Source organism: Kribbella koreensis (genome assembly GCF_039525325.1).
GTDB classification, from domain to species: domain Bacteria; phylum Actinomycetota; class Actinomycetes; order Propionibacteriales; family Kribbellaceae; genus Kribbella; species Kribbella koreensis.
Map to the genome: position 1 here is coordinate 283,985 of NZ_BAAAHK010000006.1, position 16,950 is coordinate 300,934.

The 16,950-nt window shown below is 66.9% G+C and carries 18 protein-coding genes; 3 read left to right on the forward strand and 15 right to left on the reverse strand.

Annotation, left to right across the window (positions count from 1 at the left end; genetic code table 11):
• Positions 1-5: 5 nt before the first annotated feature.
• Positions 6-878, reverse strand: a complete 873-nt coding sequence (locus ABD116_RS13710; RefSeq protein WP_343968734.1) for an RNA polymerase subunit sigma-70 — start codon at positions 876-878, stop codon at positions 6-8.
• Positions 879-937: 59 nt separating this feature from the next.
• Between ABD116_RS13710 and ABD116_RS13715 the strand changes: the two genes are divergently transcribed.
• Positions 938-1,306, forward strand: coding sequence for a nuclear transport factor 2 family protein (locus ABD116_RS13715; RefSeq protein ID WP_343968736.1), 369 nt, complete (start codon positions 938-940; stop codon positions 1,304-1,306).
• A 3-nt stretch (positions 1,307-1,309) separates the two neighbouring features.
• Here ABD116_RS13715 and ABD116_RS13720 read toward each other — a convergent pair whose 3' ends face one another.
• Together ABD116_RS13720 and ABD116_RS13725 are read right to left on the reverse strand one after the other, a co-directional pair.
• Positions 1,310-3,106, reverse strand: a complete 1,797-nt coding sequence (locus tag ABD116_RS13720; protein WP_343968738.1) for a ricin-type beta-trefoil lectin domain protein — start codon at positions 3,104-3,106, stop codon at positions 1,310-1,312.
• Between the two features lie 25 nt (positions 3,107-3,131).
• Positions 3,132-5,195: a phosphocholine-specific phospholipase C gene (locus ABD116_RS13725; RefSeq protein ID WP_343968740.1), complete on the reverse strand. Its 2,064-nt coding sequence runs from the start codon at positions 5,193-5,195 to the stop codon at positions 3,132-3,134.
• Positions 5,196-5,444: 249 nt separating this feature from the next.
• On the opposite strand from ABD116_RS13725, the gene ABD116_RS13730 reads away from it, so the two are divergent.
• Positions 5,445-5,876, forward strand: coding sequence for a VOC family protein (locus ABD116_RS13730; protein WP_343968742.1), 432 nt, complete (start codon positions 5,445-5,447; stop codon positions 5,874-5,876).
• 86 nt (positions 5,877-5,962) lie between these two features.
• Here ABD116_RS13730 and ABD116_RS13735 read toward each other — a convergent pair whose 3' ends face one another.
• Positions 5,963-6,358, reverse strand: coding sequence for a VOC family protein (locus tag ABD116_RS13735; RefSeq protein ID WP_343968744.1), 396 nt, complete (start codon positions 6,356-6,358; stop codon positions 5,963-5,965).
• 1,115 nt (positions 6,359-7,473) lie between these two features.
• Here ABD116_RS13735 and ABD116_RS13740 point away from each other — a divergent pair.
• Positions 7,474-8,262 (forward strand): alpha/beta fold hydrolase, encoded by a 789-nt coding sequence (locus ABD116_RS13740; RefSeq protein ID WP_343968746.1) that lies wholly within the window; start codon positions 7,474-7,476, stop codon positions 8,260-8,262.
• Here ABD116_RS13740 and catC read toward each other — a convergent pair.
• The 11 genes from catC to ABD116_RS13795 all read right to left on the reverse strand — a co-directional run bounded on the left by catC (position 8,249) and on the right by ABD116_RS13795 (position 16,932).
• Positions 8,249-8,533, reverse strand: coding sequence for a muconolactone Delta-isomerase (gene catC, locus ABD116_RS13745; protein ID WP_343968748.1), 285 nt, complete (start codon positions 8,531-8,533; stop codon positions 8,249-8,251). The genes ABD116_RS13740 and catC overlap by 14 nt on opposite strands.
• Before the next feature lie 67 nt (positions 8,534-8,600).
• On the reverse strand, positions 8,601-9,443 hold the full coding sequence (catA, locus tag ABD116_RS13750) for a catechol 1,2-dioxygenase (protein WP_343968750.1): 843 nt from the start codon (positions 9,441-9,443) through the stop codon (positions 8,601-8,603).
• Positions 9,444-9,485: 42 nt separating this feature from the next.
• Positions 9,486-10,589 carry a mandelate racemase/muconate lactonizing enzyme family protein gene (locus tag ABD116_RS13755; protein ID WP_343968752.1) on the reverse strand — a complete coding sequence of 368 codons (1,104 nt, stop codon included), beginning with the start codon at positions 10,587-10,589 and terminating at the stop codon, positions 9,486-9,488.
• 16 nt (positions 10,590-10,605) lie between these two features.
• Positions 10,606-11,658 carry a 2Fe-2S iron-sulfur cluster-binding protein gene (locus tag ABD116_RS13760; RefSeq protein WP_343968754.1) on the reverse strand — a complete coding sequence of 351 codons (1,053 nt, stop codon included), beginning with the start codon at positions 11,656-11,658 and terminating at the stop codon, positions 10,606-10,608.
• Positions 11,659-11,668: 10 nt separating this feature from the next.
• Positions 11,669-11,989 carry a phenol hydroxylase subunit P4 gene (locus ABD116_RS13765; RefSeq protein WP_343968756.1) on the reverse strand — a complete coding sequence of 107 codons (321 nt, stop codon included), beginning with the start codon at positions 11,987-11,989 and terminating at the stop codon, positions 11,669-11,671.
• A 3-nt stretch (positions 11,990-11,992) separates the two neighbouring features.
• Entirely contained in the window at positions 11,993-13,519 is a 1,527-nt protein-coding gene (locus ABD116_RS13770) for a ferritin family protein (protein ID WP_343968758.1), read from the reverse strand.
• A gap of 2 nt (positions 13,520-13,521) precedes the next feature.
• On the reverse strand, positions 13,522-13,806 hold the full coding sequence (locus tag ABD116_RS13775) for an MmoB/DmpM family protein (RefSeq protein WP_343968760.1): 285 nt from the start codon (positions 13,804-13,806) through the stop codon (positions 13,522-13,524).
• On the reverse strand, positions 13,803-14,738 hold the full coding sequence (locus ABD116_RS13780; protein ID WP_343968762.1) for a ferritin family protein: 936 nt from the start codon (positions 14,736-14,738) through the stop codon (positions 13,803-13,805). The genes ABD116_RS13775 and ABD116_RS13780 overlap by 4 nt, the downstream gene beginning before the upstream one ends.
• 2 nt (positions 14,739-14,740) lie before the next feature.
• Positions 14,741-15,163, reverse strand: coding sequence for a hypothetical protein (locus ABD116_RS13785; RefSeq protein WP_343968764.1), 423 nt, complete (start codon positions 15,161-15,163; stop codon positions 14,741-14,743).
• A gap of 90 nt (positions 15,164-15,253) precedes the next feature.
• On the reverse strand, positions 15,254-16,165 hold the full coding sequence (locus ABD116_RS13790) for a LysR family transcriptional regulator (protein ID WP_343968766.1): 912 nt from the start codon (positions 16,163-16,165) through the stop codon (positions 15,254-15,256).
• Positions 16,166-16,182: 17 nt separating this feature from the next.
• Positions 16,183-16,932 carry a DinB family protein gene (locus ABD116_RS13795; RefSeq protein ID WP_343968768.1) on the reverse strand — a complete coding sequence of 250 codons (750 nt, stop codon included), beginning with the start codon at positions 16,930-16,932 and terminating at the stop codon, positions 16,183-16,185.
• Positions 16,933-16,950: the final 18 nt, after the last annotated feature.

The following is a 16,950-nucleotide window of genomic DNA, read 5'->3' on the forward strand; positions in this document are numbered from 1 at the left end:
GCCGGCTAGCCGGGGTTCAGGAAACGGGTGATCGAGCTGATCCGGTCGTCGCTGATGGTCAGGACTACGTGTCCGGTGTCGCGGCGATCGGATCCGGTCACGAAGTAGCACCGGTACGCCGGCAGCCGGTTGGCGCCGGCCGGCTCCAACTCCAGGGTCGCTGAGTCGCGCCCGCCGGCGCTGGCCTCGAGGAACGCGGCGATCGCCGGCGGGCCGTAGTACTGGTGTGGTGCCGGAGGCATGGCCAGCCAGGCGTCGTCGGTGAGCAGGGTCTTGATGGTGGTGATGTCGTCGGCGGCGAAGGCTTCGGCGAATCTCCGGGCGACGTCGCGTTCGGTCTCGGTGTCGCGCGGTGGTGGCGGGCTGTGCAGGGATGCGCGGGCGCGTTGGAGTGCGCCTTTGACGGCTGTCGGCGTGGTGTCCAGCAGCTCGGCGGTTTCGGGCGTGGAGAAGTCCAGCACGTCGACCAGGATCAAGGCGGCCGCCTGACGCGGGGGCATCCGCTGGAGTGCGGTGATGAAGGCGAGTTCGATGTTCTCGCGCTTGACCAGCTGATCGTCGAGCAGCGCATCGGGGTACGGCTGGAGCCAGGTGACGTCGCCGCGGCTGGTCGGCTCCGGCGGATCGAACGGTGGCAGCGGCTCGGCCGGCGGGCGGCGCTTGCTGTCCCGGATCGCGTTGAGGCAGCGGTTGGTGGCGATCTTGTACAGCCAGGTGCGCAACGACGAACGTTCGTCGAAAGCGGACAGCCCGCGCCAGGCGGCCAGCAACGTCTCCTGGAGCAGGTCGTCCGCATCGGTGAACGAGCCGAGCATCCGGTAGCAATGCAGATGCAGCTCACGCCGGTACGGCGCGGTCAGCTCCTCGAAGCTCTGCATCCCCACATCGTGCCAGCCCTCACCGTTCCGATCGCGAACCCGCCGGTGTCTATCCAGGTATGACAACACCACTCGACATCGTCCTGGCCTACTACAACGCCTGGACCGGCCACGACTTCGACCAGGCGATGACCTACCTCGCCGACGACCTGGTCTGCCACGCGCCGGCCGGGCGGATCGAAGGCGCCGAGGCGTTCCGCGCCTTCATGGAGCCGTTCTCCCAGATCCTGCTCAAGGCGGAACTGCTCGCGTCGTACGGCGACGACACGACCGTGCTGCTGATGTACGGCACCACCACCCGCCCAGTTGCCGACGCGCCCGGTGCTGAACTCCACACCGTCCGCGCCGGCAAGATCGTCGACCTCCGCATCATCTTCGACCGACTCCCCTTCGAGCAGGCCCGCGCTGCCCAGGGCAAGCCCGCCTGACGACTACGGCGCGGGCGGGCCGTCGAAGGGGGCACTCCAGGTCTGGTTGGGCTGGTGGGTACCGCAGGAGTAGGTCGCGACTACTGCATTGGGGTCAGCGAGGTTGCCGCCGGCGATGTCGATGCAGACGCCGGTGGACTGCCTGAGCTGGCCGGAGCGGTTGTAGGTCCACTTCTGCTTGGTGTCGCTGCTGTTGCAGGCGGCCAGCCGGAGGCCGGTGGAGTCGCCGGAGATGCACAGCGCCGTGTTCGCCAAGGAGGAGATGAGTCCCGTGGCCTGGCGTTGCCACTGCTGGTTGCTGTTGCCGGTACAGCCGTACAAAGCGACCTTGTTGCCGACAGCAGCACCGGTATAGGCGTCCAAGCACAGGGCGGTTGCCTGGAATGCACTCTGCGGCGCTTGGATCTGACCAACCGGGATCGCGGCGCCGCAGCTTCCCGGGTCGATCGTGTAGATGGCGGTGTCGTGACTGGCGATCGTCATCGTGATGGACGATTGCACCGACTGGTTGGTGTGACTCCACAGGTCCCGGGCGGTGCGAGTGCAGCCGGTGTTCCCGAAACCCACCCGCGCCAGGTCCAGGGTGTAGCTGGTCGAGGTGGAGTTCTTGTTCAGTACCGCGACCGCGCGGCGACCGCCGGCCAGCGGCTTGACGACGACGTCGATCCCGGCGGTGGCCGAGGCGTTGCTGCGGGACGCGAGGTAGCCACCCGCACCGAGCGCGTCCTGGTCGACGGCGATGATGTCGCTGTTCTTGAGAATGTTCAGCTGCGGCGCGTACGTCGTCGGGTCGGCGGCCAGCTTGCGGATGTCGGAGCTGATCATCAGCGGCGAGCCCATCGCCGACCAGAGCGCGAACTGGCTGCGCTGCTCGGCGAGGGTGAGCTGCTTGTTGTCACCGATGAGCAGCATGTCCGCGTCGTTGTGGTTGCCCGGGCCGTTGTAGCGGGCCAGCGCGATGGTGTCGGTGAGGTTCTGGTAGACGCCGCCCTCGTAGTAGTCGCCACCATGCGGCCAGTTCCAGGCCGAGGCGTTGTCGCCGTGCCAGACGGCGATGTCTGGACTGACCCGCCACATCTGGCCGAGGGTGCGGACCCAATCCATCGAGTTGTACTTCTCGGTGCTGGTCGGGCCGTACCCGGCGGGTGCGGACTCGTTGAACAGGATCTTCCGGCTGGTACTGGCCGTGGCCGTCTTCAGAGCGTTGGCCATGGTGGTGAAGATCTGCTGACGATTGCTGCTGGTCGTCCCGCAGTTGTCCAGCTTGAGGGAGTCGATCCCCCAGTACGCCAGCGAGTTGGCATCGGCTTGTTCGTGTCCCATCACCCCGCCTGGTACGCCCTGGCAGGTGTTGACGCCCGAGGTGCTGTAGAGCCCGGTCTCCATCCCTTGACTGTGGAGGTAGTTGGAGTAGTCGGTCAGCTCCCAGTCGAACCCGGGCTGGCTGCTACTGCCCCAGGTTGCCGCCCCATGCAGGTAACCGGCGCTCGTCCGTTGCATCCAGCAATCGTCCACGGTGAGGTTGGTGTAGCCGGCAGCAACGAGACCGGTGTCCTTCATGGCCTTGGCCTGGTCCTGCATGAACTGCTGGAACGAATAGCCGGTCCTGGTGCCGTCGAGACGTGCTTGCGCGGCGCAGGTGAAGCGCGCCCAGTTGTTGAAGCCCATCATCGGTTTCACGCCGATGGCGGTGCTGGTGTTCGCGGCGATCGGGTCGGCGACGGCTGCGGGCGACGTGCTGACGACCAGTCCGGTGGTGGCCAGCGCGGCTGCTGATGCGAGGGTGACCAGCCTTCTCATGGGCGGGCTCCTTTCAGGAGGAGTTTCACGAGCCGATGGCCGGGTCGCTGGTGGAGGCCGCACCGGTCTCGATATGGCCGGCGAAACGACGCAGGTACGCCGAATCGGTGCTGCTGGTGACGCTGATGTCGTACCAGCGGTTGCCGGCGGCAACGCCCCAGTTGGGCACCACGCGGGAGGTGCCGGGCTGGACCGTGTACGAGTACGGCTGGGTCGGCGCGTAGCGGTCCACGCCGGTGAAGGTCACGGCTTTGGTCCCGCCGTTGACGAAGGTCAGGTCGACGTAGCCGGTCGCCGCATTGTGCCGGGCGGTGACCTCCGGTCCCAGTTCCGCGATGGTCCCGGCCCGCTCCTGGACGAAGCCGTTGGGTCCGTACACACCGAACTGGTAGCGGGTCGACGGCAGCGCCCAGGTGTCGGTGAGAGACTTGCCGCCCCCGACCGTGTAGGGCCAAGGTCCGTCGCTACGGGTCGCCGAGGTGACGAGGAACCCCGCTCCTGCCGTGCCCCGGTTCGTGAAGGTGAACTGCATCCGGCCGTTGACCACCACGGTGTCGACTGCCAGGTCGTACGGAATCGCCCGTGCCTTGCGCACACCGGACTCCTGCATGGGCAGCGCGCCGGTCTTGGGCGGGACCGGGTGGTAGTCGGGCGGCGAGGTGTGCGAGGCCGGCGGCTTGTACGCCGTCGTACTCGGCAACGACGGCTTCGTGCTGTCGGACCCGGTGAAGTCGAAGGCCGAGGTGAGGTCGCCGCAGACCGTCCGGCGCCAGTCGGACACGTTCGGGCTGTGGACTCCGAAACGCTTCTCGATGAACTGGATGATCGAGGTGTGGTCGAAGGTCTGCGAGCAGGTCCAGCCGCCGCGGCTCCAGGGCGAGATGGCCAGCATCGGCACCCGCGGTCCGAGCCCGTACTGCAGGTTGGTCGTGTAGCCCGATCCCCCGCCGCCGGTGTAGATCTCGCCGGTGGTGCTCGCGGTCGACAGGCCCTGCGCGGCCGACGCCGGCGGGTACGGCGGGACGACGTGGTCGAAGAAGCCGTCGTTCTCGTCGTACGTGAGCAGCAGCACGGTCTTGCTCCACACGGCCGGGTCGGCAGTGAGCGCGTCGAGGACGCCCGACACGTACCAGGCACCGTAGTTGGCGGGCCAGCTCGGGTGCTCGGTGAAGGCTTCGGGGGCGGCGATCCAGGAGACCTGCGGCAGGTTGCCCGCCAGTACGTCGGCTTTGAGCTTGTCGAAGTACCCGTCCCCGTTCTTCGCGTTCGTACCGGTGCGGGCCTTGTCGTACAAGGGGTTGCCGGGCTGGGCGTTGCGGTACTTGTTGAAGTACAGCAACGAGTTGTCGCCGTAGTTGCCGATGTAGGGATCGCTGTCCCAGCCCCAGCTGCCAGCGGCGTTCAGGCCGGAACCGATGTCCTGGTAGACCTTCCAGGATACTCCTGCCTGCTGGAGGACCTCGGGGAAGGTGTTCCAGCCGTAGCCGGCTTCCTCGTTCCCGACCACCGGTCCCCCGTTGGTGCCGTCGTTGCCGACCCAGCCGGTGTACATGTAGTAGCGGTTCGGGTCGGTCGCGCCCATGAACGAACAGTGGTACGCGTCGCAGATCGTGAACGCGTCGGCGAGGGCGTAGTGGAACGGGATGTCGGTGCGGGTCAGGTGGGCCATCGCGGTGGTGCCCTTGGCGGAGATCCAGCGGTCCCAGCGGCCACCGTTCCAGGCGTTGTGCGTGTCGTTCCAGCCGTGCGGCAGGTCCTCGATGAAGGTCAGGCCGAGGTTGCTCACCGCCGGCCGGAACGGCAGCGTCACCTTGCCGCTGCCGTCCGCCTGGTACCAGACGCTCTTCCCACTGGGCAGCGGGAGCGGGCGGGGATCGCCGAATCCACGGACACCGCGCAGCGATCCGAAGTAATGGTCGAAGGAGCGGTTCTCCTGCATCAGGACGACGACATGCTCGACGTCCGCGATCGTGCCGGAGCTGATCGCCGCCGGGATCGCGGCGGCCTTCTCGATGACGGCGGGCAGCGCGGTGGCCGCGGCGGCCGCACTCGCGAACTGCAGGAACCTACGGCGATTGACGTCGGTCACGGGACATCTCCTCGTGGGCGTGATCCGGGGCGGGATACAGCGACGCAGCAGCAGTGCTCATTAATGAAAGAAAGCGCGTTTAAGTGCGCATTACTCGGCATCCGCATGCATCATCGAACCGGCTCATGGCCCTGTCAAGAACTCCGCCGGCACTGAAGGGAAACCTCTCGGGAAAAGTGCTCACTTGGTGAGCACTTCACCCCGGCATGATGGCTTCACCAGCTCGACACCGACCCAGGGAGTGCCCCGATGTTCCGAGGATTCGCCACCATCAGCTTCTACGCCGACGACCTCGCCGCCGCGCGCGACTGGTACGCCGAACTGCTCGGCCAGGAGGCGTACTTCCAGTTCCCGCCCGCTCCGGCACCGCCCGCGTACTTCGAGTTCCGGATCGGCGACGACGAGGACGAACTCGGCTTCATCGACCGCAAGTACGCCCCGCCCGGCGCCGCCAACGCCCCTGGCGGCGCCGTCATGCACTGGCACGTGGACGACCTGCAGGCCACCTTCGAAAAGCTCCTGTCGATGGGCGCCAAGGAATACACCCCCATCACCTCCCACGGCGACAGCAACTTCACCACCGCCGCCGTCATAGACCCCTTCGGCAACGTCCTGGGCATCATGCACAACCCCCACTACCTGGAAATCCTCCAGGCACGCACGGGCACGGCGGCCGGCTGACCCCACGCTGGCCGGCCGGGCCATTCGCATCTCGCCGGCTGACCTGCCGGGCCAGCCGCATCTCGCCGGCCGGCCCGGGCAGGCGCTCAGGAGATGATCTGCGCGATCTCCCAGTGATTGCCCGCCGGGTCGGCGAACGCGGCGGTCCGGCGGCCCCAGGGGCGGTCGATCGGACCGTTCACCAGCTCCACTCCGTGCGCCTTCAGCTCAGCGGCCGTTGTATCCACGTCATCTACTCGGATGGTGAACAACGACCGCCCGCCACTACCGGCCGTCGCGGGCCCGATCAGCAGCGGAACCTCGGCGACGGTGACCAGGTTCAGCATCAGGTTGCGCAGCTTCAGCAACGCCGAATCCTCGTCCTCGAAGATGACCTCGAGCCCGAACACCCCCACATAGAACTCCTTGCAACCAGCAACGTCATCCACCAGCAAGGTAATGACCTCAAGCTCATCCAGACCTGCTACCGGCGATACGGACATCCTGCTACTCCTCGTGTTAGCACTGCTTGATCAGAACCCCGCGACCTCTCATACCGTCTGTCGAACCCCCACGACGAACCTCGACATTTCCACCTCGACACCATCCGCCAACCACTTCCAACGGACACCCGACGGCGGGGTGCTGCCCGCAGCGGGCCTCTGGTGGCGTACCGAACAACAGGTAGTGCACCTCGAGACGCCACACACGAAATCGCCATCCGCGCTCACAGTGCACTAACTGGCGTCGACTACTGCCTGTCCTTGGGCACATCCCGCCCCTCGACAAGCACCCAACGCCCAACGACAGCAGCCCATTCACCCGACAGCACACCGGCCAGACGCCAGATCCACACCAGAACCGACCCAGTCCGCCATCCATCCGGCGATCCACGCCTGTAGTCGCTCGAGGCGACACGGGAGCCTACAAAGGGACGACCTGGATCCGGTGCAGAGTGCGCGCCCCCGGAGCGACCGAGTCGGCCGACCCACACCAGCAGCTAACTCGTGGGCAAGACGAGTCCCGCGCCCAGCCCACGCAGCACATCAGCCCCCGAGAGGCACGTCAGCCCCCGAGCGCCGGCTGCCCGGGCACCCACCACACGGTCCACCGACCCCAGGCGACCAGCCAATCCGGTGGTCGCCCGACGGCGCAGCCCGCAAAGACGGGCGGGTGAGAGCCGGGCGCGGAGCGAGCGACGCAGGAGCAATCGGGCGGCCGGCGTGGGCGAGTCAGCCGGCTGTGGAGGCCCGCCACCAGTTGGCCCGCGGGCAAGACGAGTCCCGTCCTCAGCCCAGCCGCCACATCAGCCCACGCAGCACGTCAGGCCCGAGCGCCGACCGCCCAGCGGCACCCACCCACACGGGCTGGCGGCCCCATGCGGGTAGCCACCCCAGTGGTCGCCGAGGGCGCAGCCCGCAAAGGAGGGGCGGGTGGAGCCGGGCGCGGAGGGAACGACGTAGGAGCGAGCCGTGCGGCCGGCGTGGGTGAGTTGGGTGGGTGAGTGGGTGGGGTGGAGATGGGTGAGTTGGGTGGGGCGGATTGGGACTTGGAGGGTATTGGGTGGGACTGGATTGGTCTTTGTTGGGGACATAGCTGGGGTCGTAGCCTCGGGGGTATGGGTTTTCTGGGTGTGGAGCGGCGGACCGTTGCGGGGCTTGGGTGGGTTGGGGAGCTTCGGGGTGGGCGGGAGCTGCTTGTGGTGGGGGCCAGTTTGGGGACGGGGGTTGAGGCGCTGTGGGGGACGTGCGTCGAGCGGCTTGGGGAGCGGTTCGATGTGCTGGGGTGGGAGGTGCCGGGGCATGGGAGTGGAGCGCCGGCGACGGCGGCGTTCAGCATCGAGGAGTTGGCGGGGCGGGTTGTTGCCGGCGTCGATGAGATCTGCGGGCCGCGACAGTTTCGGTACGCCGGGGATTCGCTGGGCGGGGCCGTTGGGTTGGTGCTGCTGGTCGATCACGCGGATCGGGTGAGTGGCGCGACCTTGGCCTGTACGAGCGCGCGGTTCTCGGCGCCGCGGATGTGGCATGAGCGGGCGGCGCTGGTACGGGCTGAAGGGACCGAGGCGGTGGTGAAGGGGTCGCGGGAGCGGTGGTTCTCGCCTGGGTTCGCCGACCGGGAGCCGGCGGCGGTCGAGGCGTTGATCGAGTCGTTGCGGGCGGTTGATGACGAGAGCTATGCGTTGGCTTGTGAGGCGTTGGCTGAGTTCGATATCAGGGACAGGCTCGGGAAGATCGACCGGCCGTTCGCGCTGATCGCCGGGCGGGACGATGTCGCCACTCCGATCGCGGATGCACAGCGGATCGTCAACGGGGCGCCGGGTGCGCAGTTGACGATCCTCGACGACGTGGCTCACTTGGCTCCGATCGAAGCTCCCGATCGAGTCGCCGCGATCCTCACGAAGGTCTGATGTCGGACGGGTGTTCGGCGAGAGGCTGGATGTCCACGCTCAGGTAGGGGAAGAGCGGGAGATTCCAGAGGAGTTGGTGGAGTTCTTCGTTGGTGTCGACGTCGAAGATGCTGAGGTTGGCGTACTGCCCGGCGATCCGCCAGATGTGCGGCCATTTGCCGGCTCGTTGTAGCTCCTGGCTGTATGCCTTCTCCCGCGCGAGGATGTCGTCCCGCACCGCCGGGTCCAGGTCGGTGGGCAGGCTCACTCGCATGGTCACCGCGAACAGCATGGTGTCTCCTCACCAAGAGGTCCCGTCGCCCCGGACAACGCAGCCGGGACGACGGGACGGTTCGGGCTCAGGACGGGGCGAGGACGAAGTCGTATTCGACGTCTACGCCGTCACCCGACGGCTTGGGGTCGAGCATCAGTTCGGGCTTGACCGCCGAGGCGATGTCGTCCTCGTTGTGCGGGTCACCCGGGAAGTACAGCTGCGTGGTGACGAGTTGGTGGCCGTCAGCCGAGACCTTGAGGTGTAGGTGAGCGGGGCGCCAGGCGTGCCAGTCGGCGGCTCGGATCAGGGCGCCGGTGGCTCCGTCGGTGGGGATCTGGTACGGCGCCGGCTGGATCGTACGGATCCGGAAGCGACCCTGGTCGTCGGCCGTGATGACGCCGCGCAGGTTCCATTCGGGCAGGCCGGGGGCGAACTGGGCGTAGTACCCAAGAGCGTCGCAATGCCAGATGTCGACCCGCGCGCCGGCCAGCGGCGTACCGTCGGCCGACCGGACCTGGCCGTGGAAGACCAGCGGAGTGCCCGGCTCGTCAGGGCGCATCGGAAGAGTCGCCTCGGCGGGTAGTTCCGGCGCGCCGGGAGCGTAGAACGGCCCCTCGATCGTGCCCTTGCTTCCTTCGCGATCGGCCGAAGCAACCTCCTCCACGACGTTCTCGAGGAAGACGTCCAGGAACAGCGGCCACTCGCCATCGGCACCGACCTGGATCAGCCAGGCCTTCAGAGCGTCGTACTCCGCATAGCTGACCTGGTTGGCGCGAATCGTCGCGTGGATCGCGGACAGTACCTCCCGAGCCAGCATGCTGACCCGTTCTGGCGGGGTGTCGGCGACAGCGGTCTTGTCGGCGCGGAACCGTTCGGTCGCGGATGCGCCGGTGGCGGCAGCGGTGGCCGACTCCTCGGTCGTGGTCATGGTGTTTCCTCTCTGGCGGGCGCCCAACCGGCAAAAGGACGGTCAGACACGGTCGGTCCGGTAGTGCGCGAGCTTGCTCGCGTCGATGTCGATGCCGAGCCCGGGCGCTTCCCGGACCCGGAGCAGGCCGTCGCGGATCTCCAACGGCTCGGTCAGCAGGTCGTCGGCCATGTCCAGGAAGTTGGACAGTTCGCCGGCCTGCCGGGACGTCGCCTCGAAGGCGGCGCCGAAAGCGAGGCTGCAGAGCGACCCGAGCTGCCCGTCGATCTGGTTGCCCATGACAACTTCCACGCCGAGTCCCTCGCACTGCGCGAGCACGCGATGCGACCCGGTGAAGCCGGTACGCGCGGTCTTGATGCTGACCCCGGTCGCCGACCCGCCAAGCAGTTCGCGCGTCACATCGCCAGGCGTCGGCACGCTCTCATCGGCGTACATCGGTATGCCGCTCTGCCCGACCAGCCAACGCCGCCCGAGGACGTCATCAGCCGGGCACAGCTCCTCGGCGAACAGCAGGTCGAGATCGGCCATCGCCCGCAGCGCCCGGGCAGCCTCGGCAGCGGTCCAGCCACGATTCCCGTCGATGTACAGCTCAGCATCGGGCATCGCCTCGCGCAGCGCCCGGCAGGCCGACACATCAAGAAGGATGGGCCGTCGCCCCACTTTCACCTTGAAAGTAGAGATTCCGTACTGCTCCCGCACCCGCCCGGCCTCGGCGACCATCTCGGCCGGCTCCGCGAACCCGACCATGTGAGCGACCCGCATCCGATCGCCGTACCCGCCGAGCAGCTCGGTGACCGATACCCCGAGCGACTGCCCGGCGAGGTCCCACAACGCCATGTCGATCGCCGCCTTGGCGGTCGGGTTGCCGACCGTACGCCCCAGCCGGACCCGCACCTGCTCCCGCTCCAACGGCGACAGCCCAATGACCAGGTCGGCGAACAGACCGCAGACGGCAGCGACGATCGACGCCTGCGTCTCGCCATAGGTAAACGGCCTTGGCGGCGCCTCCGCGACCCCCACCAGCCCGTCATCGGTATGCACCCGAACCAGCACATGCGCCGCCTCGGTCACCTCCCCCGACGCGAACCGCAGCGGCTTGCGATACGGGATCGCGAACGGGATCGCTTCGACCTTCGTGATCTTCAAGGCTGCTCTCCCATCGTCATCGCCCGATCAGCGGACTGCGGACGACGTTGCGCCCCGAGGCCCGGTCGGCGGAGTCGAAGAAGTCCTCCCGGTAGATGTCGCGTGGGAACAACCGGGCCTTCATCAACGCCTTCATCGAGTCGGCGACGAACTCGGGACTGCCGCACAGATACGCCACATGCCCGGCCGCCCGCGGATAGTCCTCTGCAACGAGGACCGGCACCCGCCCAGTGCGCCCGTCAAAGGAGTCCCGCGACAACGCCGGCCGATACGAGAACCACTGATGCGATGCCGCGAACCGCTCCAGCCACTCGTGCTCGTAGAGATCATCAACAGTCGGCACACCGTGGTACAGGACTACTTGCCGAGAGCAACCAGTCGAGGCCAAAGACTGGAGGATCGCCTTCATCGGCGCGAGCCCGGTCCCGCCGGCCAGCAGCAGCACCGGTTCGTCCCGGGCCGGCCGCAGGAAGAACTGCCCGTACGGCCCGGAGACCGACACGTCGTCGCCGACGGCCAGGTCCTTGAAGATCCACCCATCCGTCGCCAGCCCGTCCGCCGATCGCTTGACGTGCAACTCGATCGTGTCGCCGGGCAGACCAGCCAGCGAGTACGGCCGGGTCTCACCGTCAGGCGTCCGCAGCAGCACGTACTGCCCCGGGTTGAACGGAATCGGCGACGTCAACGCGACCCGCAGCCGTCGTACGCCGGCACTCACCTCGGCCAGCTCGACAACGCGCCCGGCGTAGTCACGTACCGGATGGATCTCGACCCCGTCGTCGACATCCACCTCGCCCTCGATGGTCACATCGCTGCGCGGCTTGGCCACGCAGAGCAGAGCGGCTCCCTCGTCGCGTTCACTCTCCAGCAACGCGTACGGCGAAGCGTCGCCGAGATCCAGCTCGCCCTCCAGCACCTGCGCCTTGCACGTGCCGCAAGTCCCGTGCGTACAGGCATGCGGCAACCACACCCCCTCGCGCAGACAGGCATCGAGAACGGTCTGGTCGGCCCGGCACTTGATCTCGGCACCGATCGGCTCGATCGTCACGGTGTACGTCTCGTCGCTCATACCCACGACCTCAGACGGTGAAGTGCAGCAGCGCCTTGTGCCCGATCCCGAGATCGGTCAAGGACGCATCCGGTACGGCGCTCAGCGGCTCGTCGAACAGCCGCCAGTCGAGAGCCGCCGTCGCGTCGAAGTCCGGGTCGGACCCGGCCCACGGCGCGACCATCCCCGCGACGAATTCGCCGAAAGACAGAGCCCGCGGCACCCGGAAGCAGGCGGCCGAACAGAACAGCGGATTGCCGTCCCAGTGGACGTAGACGAGCTGGTCGTCCCCGAACAGTTCCTGCCGGTCAGCCGACGGGAAGTCGTAGTCGTACAACGCTTTCACCGGCATCGCTCACGCCTCCTTCGTCGCGTTCGAGTGCCACTCGGCCCAAGACCGCGCGTCGGGCGATCCGCGGTACTCACCGGCGTCACCGTCCTGGATGCCGTACCACTCGAGCACCTCGGGAACGCTCGGACCGCCGCAGTTGCCCTGATAGATCTGGTGCACCGGCAACCACGCCTGGACGTACTTCTCCGGTTCTCGCTCGAAGATCCATTGACACCCGTCGGAGCAGGTATGGAACGTCTCGTCACGGAACTCGCTGCGCCGGAACGAGATCGCGGCCGGGTCGGCCGTCTCGGTGAACGCCATCGGGATCTGGCAGACCTGGCACAGCTGCGGCAAGCCCTGGAAGAAGACCCGGCCGCCGGCCGCCTCGATACGAGCGTGCTTGTCCCATACCGGCTTGTACTGCTGCGGATACGTCTCCGGGTACTGCTCGGCCAGCCACTTCGAGTGCTCTTCGGTCGGCGTCTGCGTGGTGAACGACGCGGCGAAGCTGAAGTTGTGCAGGATCTTGTAGACCTGGTGGGACAGGTGGTCCTTCTCCGCGATCGCCTGCTCGACATGCCGCGGCGGGCGGATGCCGTAGAACTCCAGATCCGGGAACAGCCCGCCGAGCATCTGGTCCTCGAAGTACAGCTCGAACGCTTCCTTCCAGCTCATCACCGGCTTCGGGAGCATGTAGTCCATCATCGCGGCGACCAGCGCGGACATCCGGTACGCCCGCCAGAACCACTTGTCGATCCAGTCCTGGATGATCGGCACGTTGTCCTCGTCCTGCTCCAGCAGGAACTTGATCGCCTCCAGCCCGAGCGTCATGTGCCGGCTCTCGTCGGACTGCGCCGAGAACCCGAACGACATCGTCGGCATGTCACCGTTGAAGCTCGCGCCGCTCATGAACGGCACGAACAGCAGGTTGGTCAGCAGGTACTCGAAGCTGAACGAGATCGAGATCAGGAACTCGAACGGACCGGCCGTCATCGCGTCGTCGAACAGCGACTTCGGCACCGACAGGTACCAGACCCGGTCGTGCATCTTCGACCAGCTGTGGAAGCCGCCGTAGTACTTGTTGTAGTTGCTGATCGTGTGGATCTGGGTCTGACAGTGCCGCAGCTCGTCGACGCTCTGGCACAACGCGGCGAACCGCGGGGCCGGTCCTTCGAGGTAGCGCGCGAGGTAGGCGAAGTGCCGGTGGGCGGCGTACTCGAGCGGGGTGACGCCTTGGATGAAGAGCTTGATCGCGTTCAGGTACGACGCGTCCGACAACCCGAGATGGCCTTGGCTCTGCGCGAAGCTGTCGAGTACGGCGTACAGGCGCTTGTCCTTCTCCGCCTGGTACTTGTAGTAAGCGTCGACGGTCAGCCGGAAGGGGTCCTGCCAGCCGTCCCAGTCGTGGACCTTGATGCCCTCGTACGACGTGTGCGGGAACAGCTGCTCCTTGCTGACGTAGCTCGGCTCCCAGTCGAGGTCGCGGGTGAGCAGCGCATAGCGCTCCTTGAGTGGGAGCTTCTTCGGGCGGGTGATGGCTTCGGTCATGGTCAGTGCTCCCAACTCACGATGATCTGGTCGTCGTCCCACTCGGTGAAGTTGCCGGCGTACGAGACGATCGCCAGCTGGAACTCGCCGGTGTCCCACTCGTGACCGAGCTGGGCCTCGACGGTCTCGCGGTTGATCACGATCCGGCCGGCCGACTGGAGCTTGAGCAGGCCGGGCAGGTGCCGGATGGTGAGCTCCGGGTTGTCCGCCTTGATCGCGTCGACCAGCGGGCGGTTCTCCTCGGCGTCCTGGAGGTCGATACCGACCTGGCGCAGGGTGGTGGTCATGCCTGTACTCCGTCCAGCTTCGTGGCGAGTGCTGCGACGGCTTCCTGCGCTCTTGGTTGCCAGGTGGTCGCGATGCGGGCCAGGTGTTCGGTGTTGGCCGGGCCGTGGTCGGGGTCGGTGTTCCAAGCGGTGATGAGGGCGTCGAGCCACTTGCGCTGGTCGGCGTACCAGGTGCTGAGGTGCTGGGCGAACAGCGAGTAGGCGCCGGCGCCGGTGAGCAGGGCCTGCTCGTCGAGACCTGTGTAGAGCAAGGGATAGATGAGCTGGTCGACGTGGTCGATCGCGAGCAGACCCTCGGCCCAGTCGTCGACGATCATGATCTCTTCGACTAGCTTCCTGAGCGGCTGCAGGTGTTCGCCGGTGAGCCAGTCCTGCTTGGCTGTGGTCAGTACTCCGCCGGCGCCGGCGCCTAGGGCGATACCCACGCGGGACAGCATCTGGGCGTTGCCGATGCGGTCGAACGCGGCGAAGGTGCAGCACTGCTCGAGCGACGTACCGTAGGCGAAGCGTGCGCCGGCGACCGTCACCAGTTGAGCGCCGGACTCGTAGTGCCTCAGGGGGATGACGACTGTGCCTAGGACGACGCGCCAGGCTTCTGGCATCCGGCCGAGCAGGTCGCGTCCCTCCAAGTAGCTGAGGGTCTTGCCGAACTCGTCGTGCAGCGCGGCCCGGTTGGTCACGTACGGGGTGTAGTAGAAGTTGCGCGGATCGGCGTAGGAGTAGGGGTCGGTGAGCTGGAGGGCTGTGTAGCGCGGGTCGTACAGCTCGCGGTCCTGGATCCAGGTCGGCCGGTAGTGGAAGTTCTCCCGCGGCTCGACGTCGAGCGTCGCCTCCTGGTAGCGGGTGGCCGGTTGGTCGCCCAGGCGGTCGATGACGTTCTGGTAGGTGTTCCGCTTGGGTTCGATGACGTTGTAGCGCAACTCGTACTGCACGATCACTCCTGACGGTCGGCGTCGACGTGCTGCGGCTCGATCAGCGTGAGAACGAGCCCCTGCAGCTCGTCCTCACTACTGAGCCGCCGCGGCTGCTGGCCTTGCTGGTTCTGCTGGCCCGAGAGGATGAGGCTGACCAGCGCGGAATGCCCGGACATCACCGTCCGAACCTGCGCGGCCCGCTCGTGATAGGTCATCGTGAAGGTCAACTCCCCCGGCCCGACCTGATCGACCAGCTCGATCACGTCACCACGCGGCCGCAGGATCGCGTTGGCCTCACTGACCAGCTGCTCGGCCAGCGACCGGACGATCACCTGCACGTCCGTCGCCACCGGAATCGGCATCGGCACACTGTCCTCGACCCCGGCGACCGGCGCGGCCTCCCCATCGAGAAGTGCCTGAACACTGAGCATGAACGGCGTCATGCCACCGAGTCTCAACTCCCCGGCAACACAAGTGAAATACCTAAAAAGTCGGCACTAAGACGCCCAACCTCTCAATTCCCGCACACGCGGTCAGCGGTTAGGAGGTAGGCGGCGGCCGCCGCCGATTAGGCCTTCGGCTCGGGCTCGGACTCTTGCGACCAGGGGTGACGGCTCGTCGGCTCTTGTTGCCAGGGCCAGTTCGACCTCGCTGGTCGTGCCGGCGAGGGGCAGGTAGGCGGCGCCGGTGATCTGGAGGTGCTGGACCGATGCCGGTACCAGCGCGACGCCGAGGCCGGCCGCGACGAAGGAAACCAGGGTGGAGGTTTCGGCGACCTCGTGCATCGTCGCGGGGACGAAGCCTGCGTGTTGGCAGGTGTCCAGGACGGCGTCGTAGACGACTGAACGGTTGTGTGACGGGTAGGTGATGAACGGGTCGTCGGCGAGGTCCGACAGGCGGACCTTGTCGCTGGCGGCGAGTGGATGCTGGGTGGGCAGTACTGCGATCAGAGGCTCCCGCCGCAGTACGCGGACCTCTATCTGTGGGCTGCGGACCGGTGGGCGGAGGAAGGCCAGGTCGAGAGTTCCGTCCAGGAGTGCGGCGACTTGCCGGGGCGTGAGCATCTCGCCGTGGATGTCGAGCTCGATCCCGGGCAGGTCAGCGCGCACCGCCCGTACGAACGACGGCAACAAGTCATACGTGGCCGACCCCGTGAAGCCGATCGCAATCCGCCCCAAGGTCCCACTGGCGACCTCGTTGGCCTCGACCACCGCGCTGTCCACAGCCGCCAAGATCTCCCGGGCCCGCTCCAAGAACCGCCGCCCGGCCTCGGTCAACTCGACCTTCCGAGTGGTCCGATGCAGAAGCTGCACCCCGACCTCGGCCTCGAGCAGCTTGATCTGCTGGGACAACGGTGGCTGGGCCATGTTGAGCCGCGCCGCCGCCCGCCCGAAATGAGACTCCTCGGCGACGGCCACGAAGTACTGCACCCGACGCAGTTCCATCTGCGGACAGTACCGCGCTACCTGCCCTCGATGGTGTCAAGATCGCGCACCGCGTACCGGTGGTGTTCCCACTCCTCCTCGAGGATCGTGTGCAGACACGACAACGTGGTCTCGGGATACTCAGGAGCCCACGGATGCGACCTCACCGTCGCCAACTCCTCAACGGTGACGCCCTCGAGGAACTCCCGCACCATCCCCACCCGCTCCGCCCGGACCGCGAGCACTTCGTCGTACGACGGCGTGACCGTAGCGAAGACCGACATGTCGTTCCCATCGGTCTCGTACTCCGCGTTCGGCTGCCCGATCGGATGGAACGGCTGCTCGACGCCGAGGATCGCCCGCCGCAACCAGACATCGGTCGCCATCACCAGATGCCGCAACGTCTGCGCGAACGACCACTCTCCATCGACCGAGACATCAACCGACCCCGCCGGCATCCCCGCAGCCCGCTCCAGCGTCCCTCCCCAGGCCCGCTCAAGCGCCGCCCAGGCCGCCCGCAACCCCTCGGGATCCGCAGCCCGCCGCTCCGCCCGCCCAGGAAACCGCCGATTCAGCTCAGCATCCACGAACGGAGTCACATCAACCCCGTTGACCAGCAAGACGTCGTCCCCCTCCAGCAACCAGGGCGAATCGATCTCGGCCCCACCGACCTGCACCGACCGCATCACCATCCCGGACAAATCAGCCCGGACAAACCGAGCCCCCCGAAGATCAGCATCAACAAACTCAACCCGCTGAGAGTCACCCGCCTGCATGAAGTCGCCCATGCCGCGAAGTCTGACACC

What these genes read in the sequence shown, in the direction of transcription:
- ABD116_RS13730 (WP_343968742.1), top strand. Translation starts at nt 5,445, where the DNA reads ATGTTCCGAGGATTCGCCACCATCAGCTTCTACGCCGACGACCTCGCC.
- ABD116_RS13735 (WP_343968744.1), bottom strand. Translation starts at nt 6,358, where the DNA reads ATGTCCGTATCGCCGGTAGCAGGTCTGGATGAGCTTGAGGTCATTACC.
- ABD116_RS13715 (WP_343968736.1), top strand. Translation starts at nt 938, where the DNA reads ATGACAACACCACTCGACATCGTCCTGGCCTACTACAACGCCTGGACC.
- ABD116_RS13770 (WP_343968758.1), bottom strand. Translation starts at nt 13,519, where the DNA reads ATGACCGAAGCCATCACCCGCCCGAAGAAGCTCCCACTCAAGGAGCGC.
- ABD116_RS13760 (WP_343968754.1), bottom strand. Translation starts at nt 11,658, where the DNA reads ATGAGCGACGAGACGTACACCGTGACGATCGAGCCGATCGGTGCCGAG.
- ABD116_RS13710 (WP_343968734.1), bottom strand. Translation starts at nt 878, where the DNA reads ATGCAGAGCTTCGAGGAGCTGACCGCGCCGTACCGGCGTGAGCTGCAT.
- ABD116_RS13740 (WP_343968746.1), top strand. Translation starts at nt 7,474, where the DNA reads ATGGGTTTTCTGGGTGTGGAGCGGCGGACCGTTGCGGGGCTTGGGTGG.
- ABD116_RS13790 (WP_343968766.1), bottom strand. Translation starts at nt 16,165, where the DNA reads ATGGAACTGCGTCGGGTGCAGTACTTCGTGGCCGTCGCCGAGGAGTCT.
- ABD116_RS13765 (WP_343968756.1), bottom strand. Translation starts at nt 11,989, where the DNA reads ATGCCGGTGAAAGCGTTGTACGACTACGACTTCCCGTCGGCTGACCGG.
- catA (WP_343968750.1), bottom strand. Translation starts at nt 9,443, where the DNA reads ATGACCACGACCGAGGAGTCGGCCACCGCTGCCGCCACCGGCGCATCC.
- ABD116_RS13720 (WP_343968738.1), bottom strand. Translation starts at nt 3,106, where the DNA reads ATGAGAAGGCTGGTCACCCTCGCATCAGCAGCCGCGCTGGCCACCACC.
- catC (WP_343968748.1), bottom strand. Translation starts at nt 8,533, where the DNA reads ATGCTGTTCGCGGTGACCATGCGAGTGAGCCTGCCCACCGACCTGGAC.
- ABD116_RS13785 (WP_343968764.1), bottom strand. Translation starts at nt 15,163, where the DNA reads ATGACGCCGTTCATGCTCAGTGTTCAGGCACTTCTCGATGGGGAGGCC.
- ABD116_RS13795 (WP_343968768.1), bottom strand. Translation starts at nt 16,932, where the DNA reads ATGGGCGACTTCATGCAGGCGGGTGACTCTCAGCGGGTTGAGTTTGTT.
- ABD116_RS13775 (WP_343968760.1), bottom strand. Translation starts at nt 13,806, where the DNA reads ATGACCACCACCCTGCGCCAGGTCGGTATCGACCTCCAGGACGCCGAG.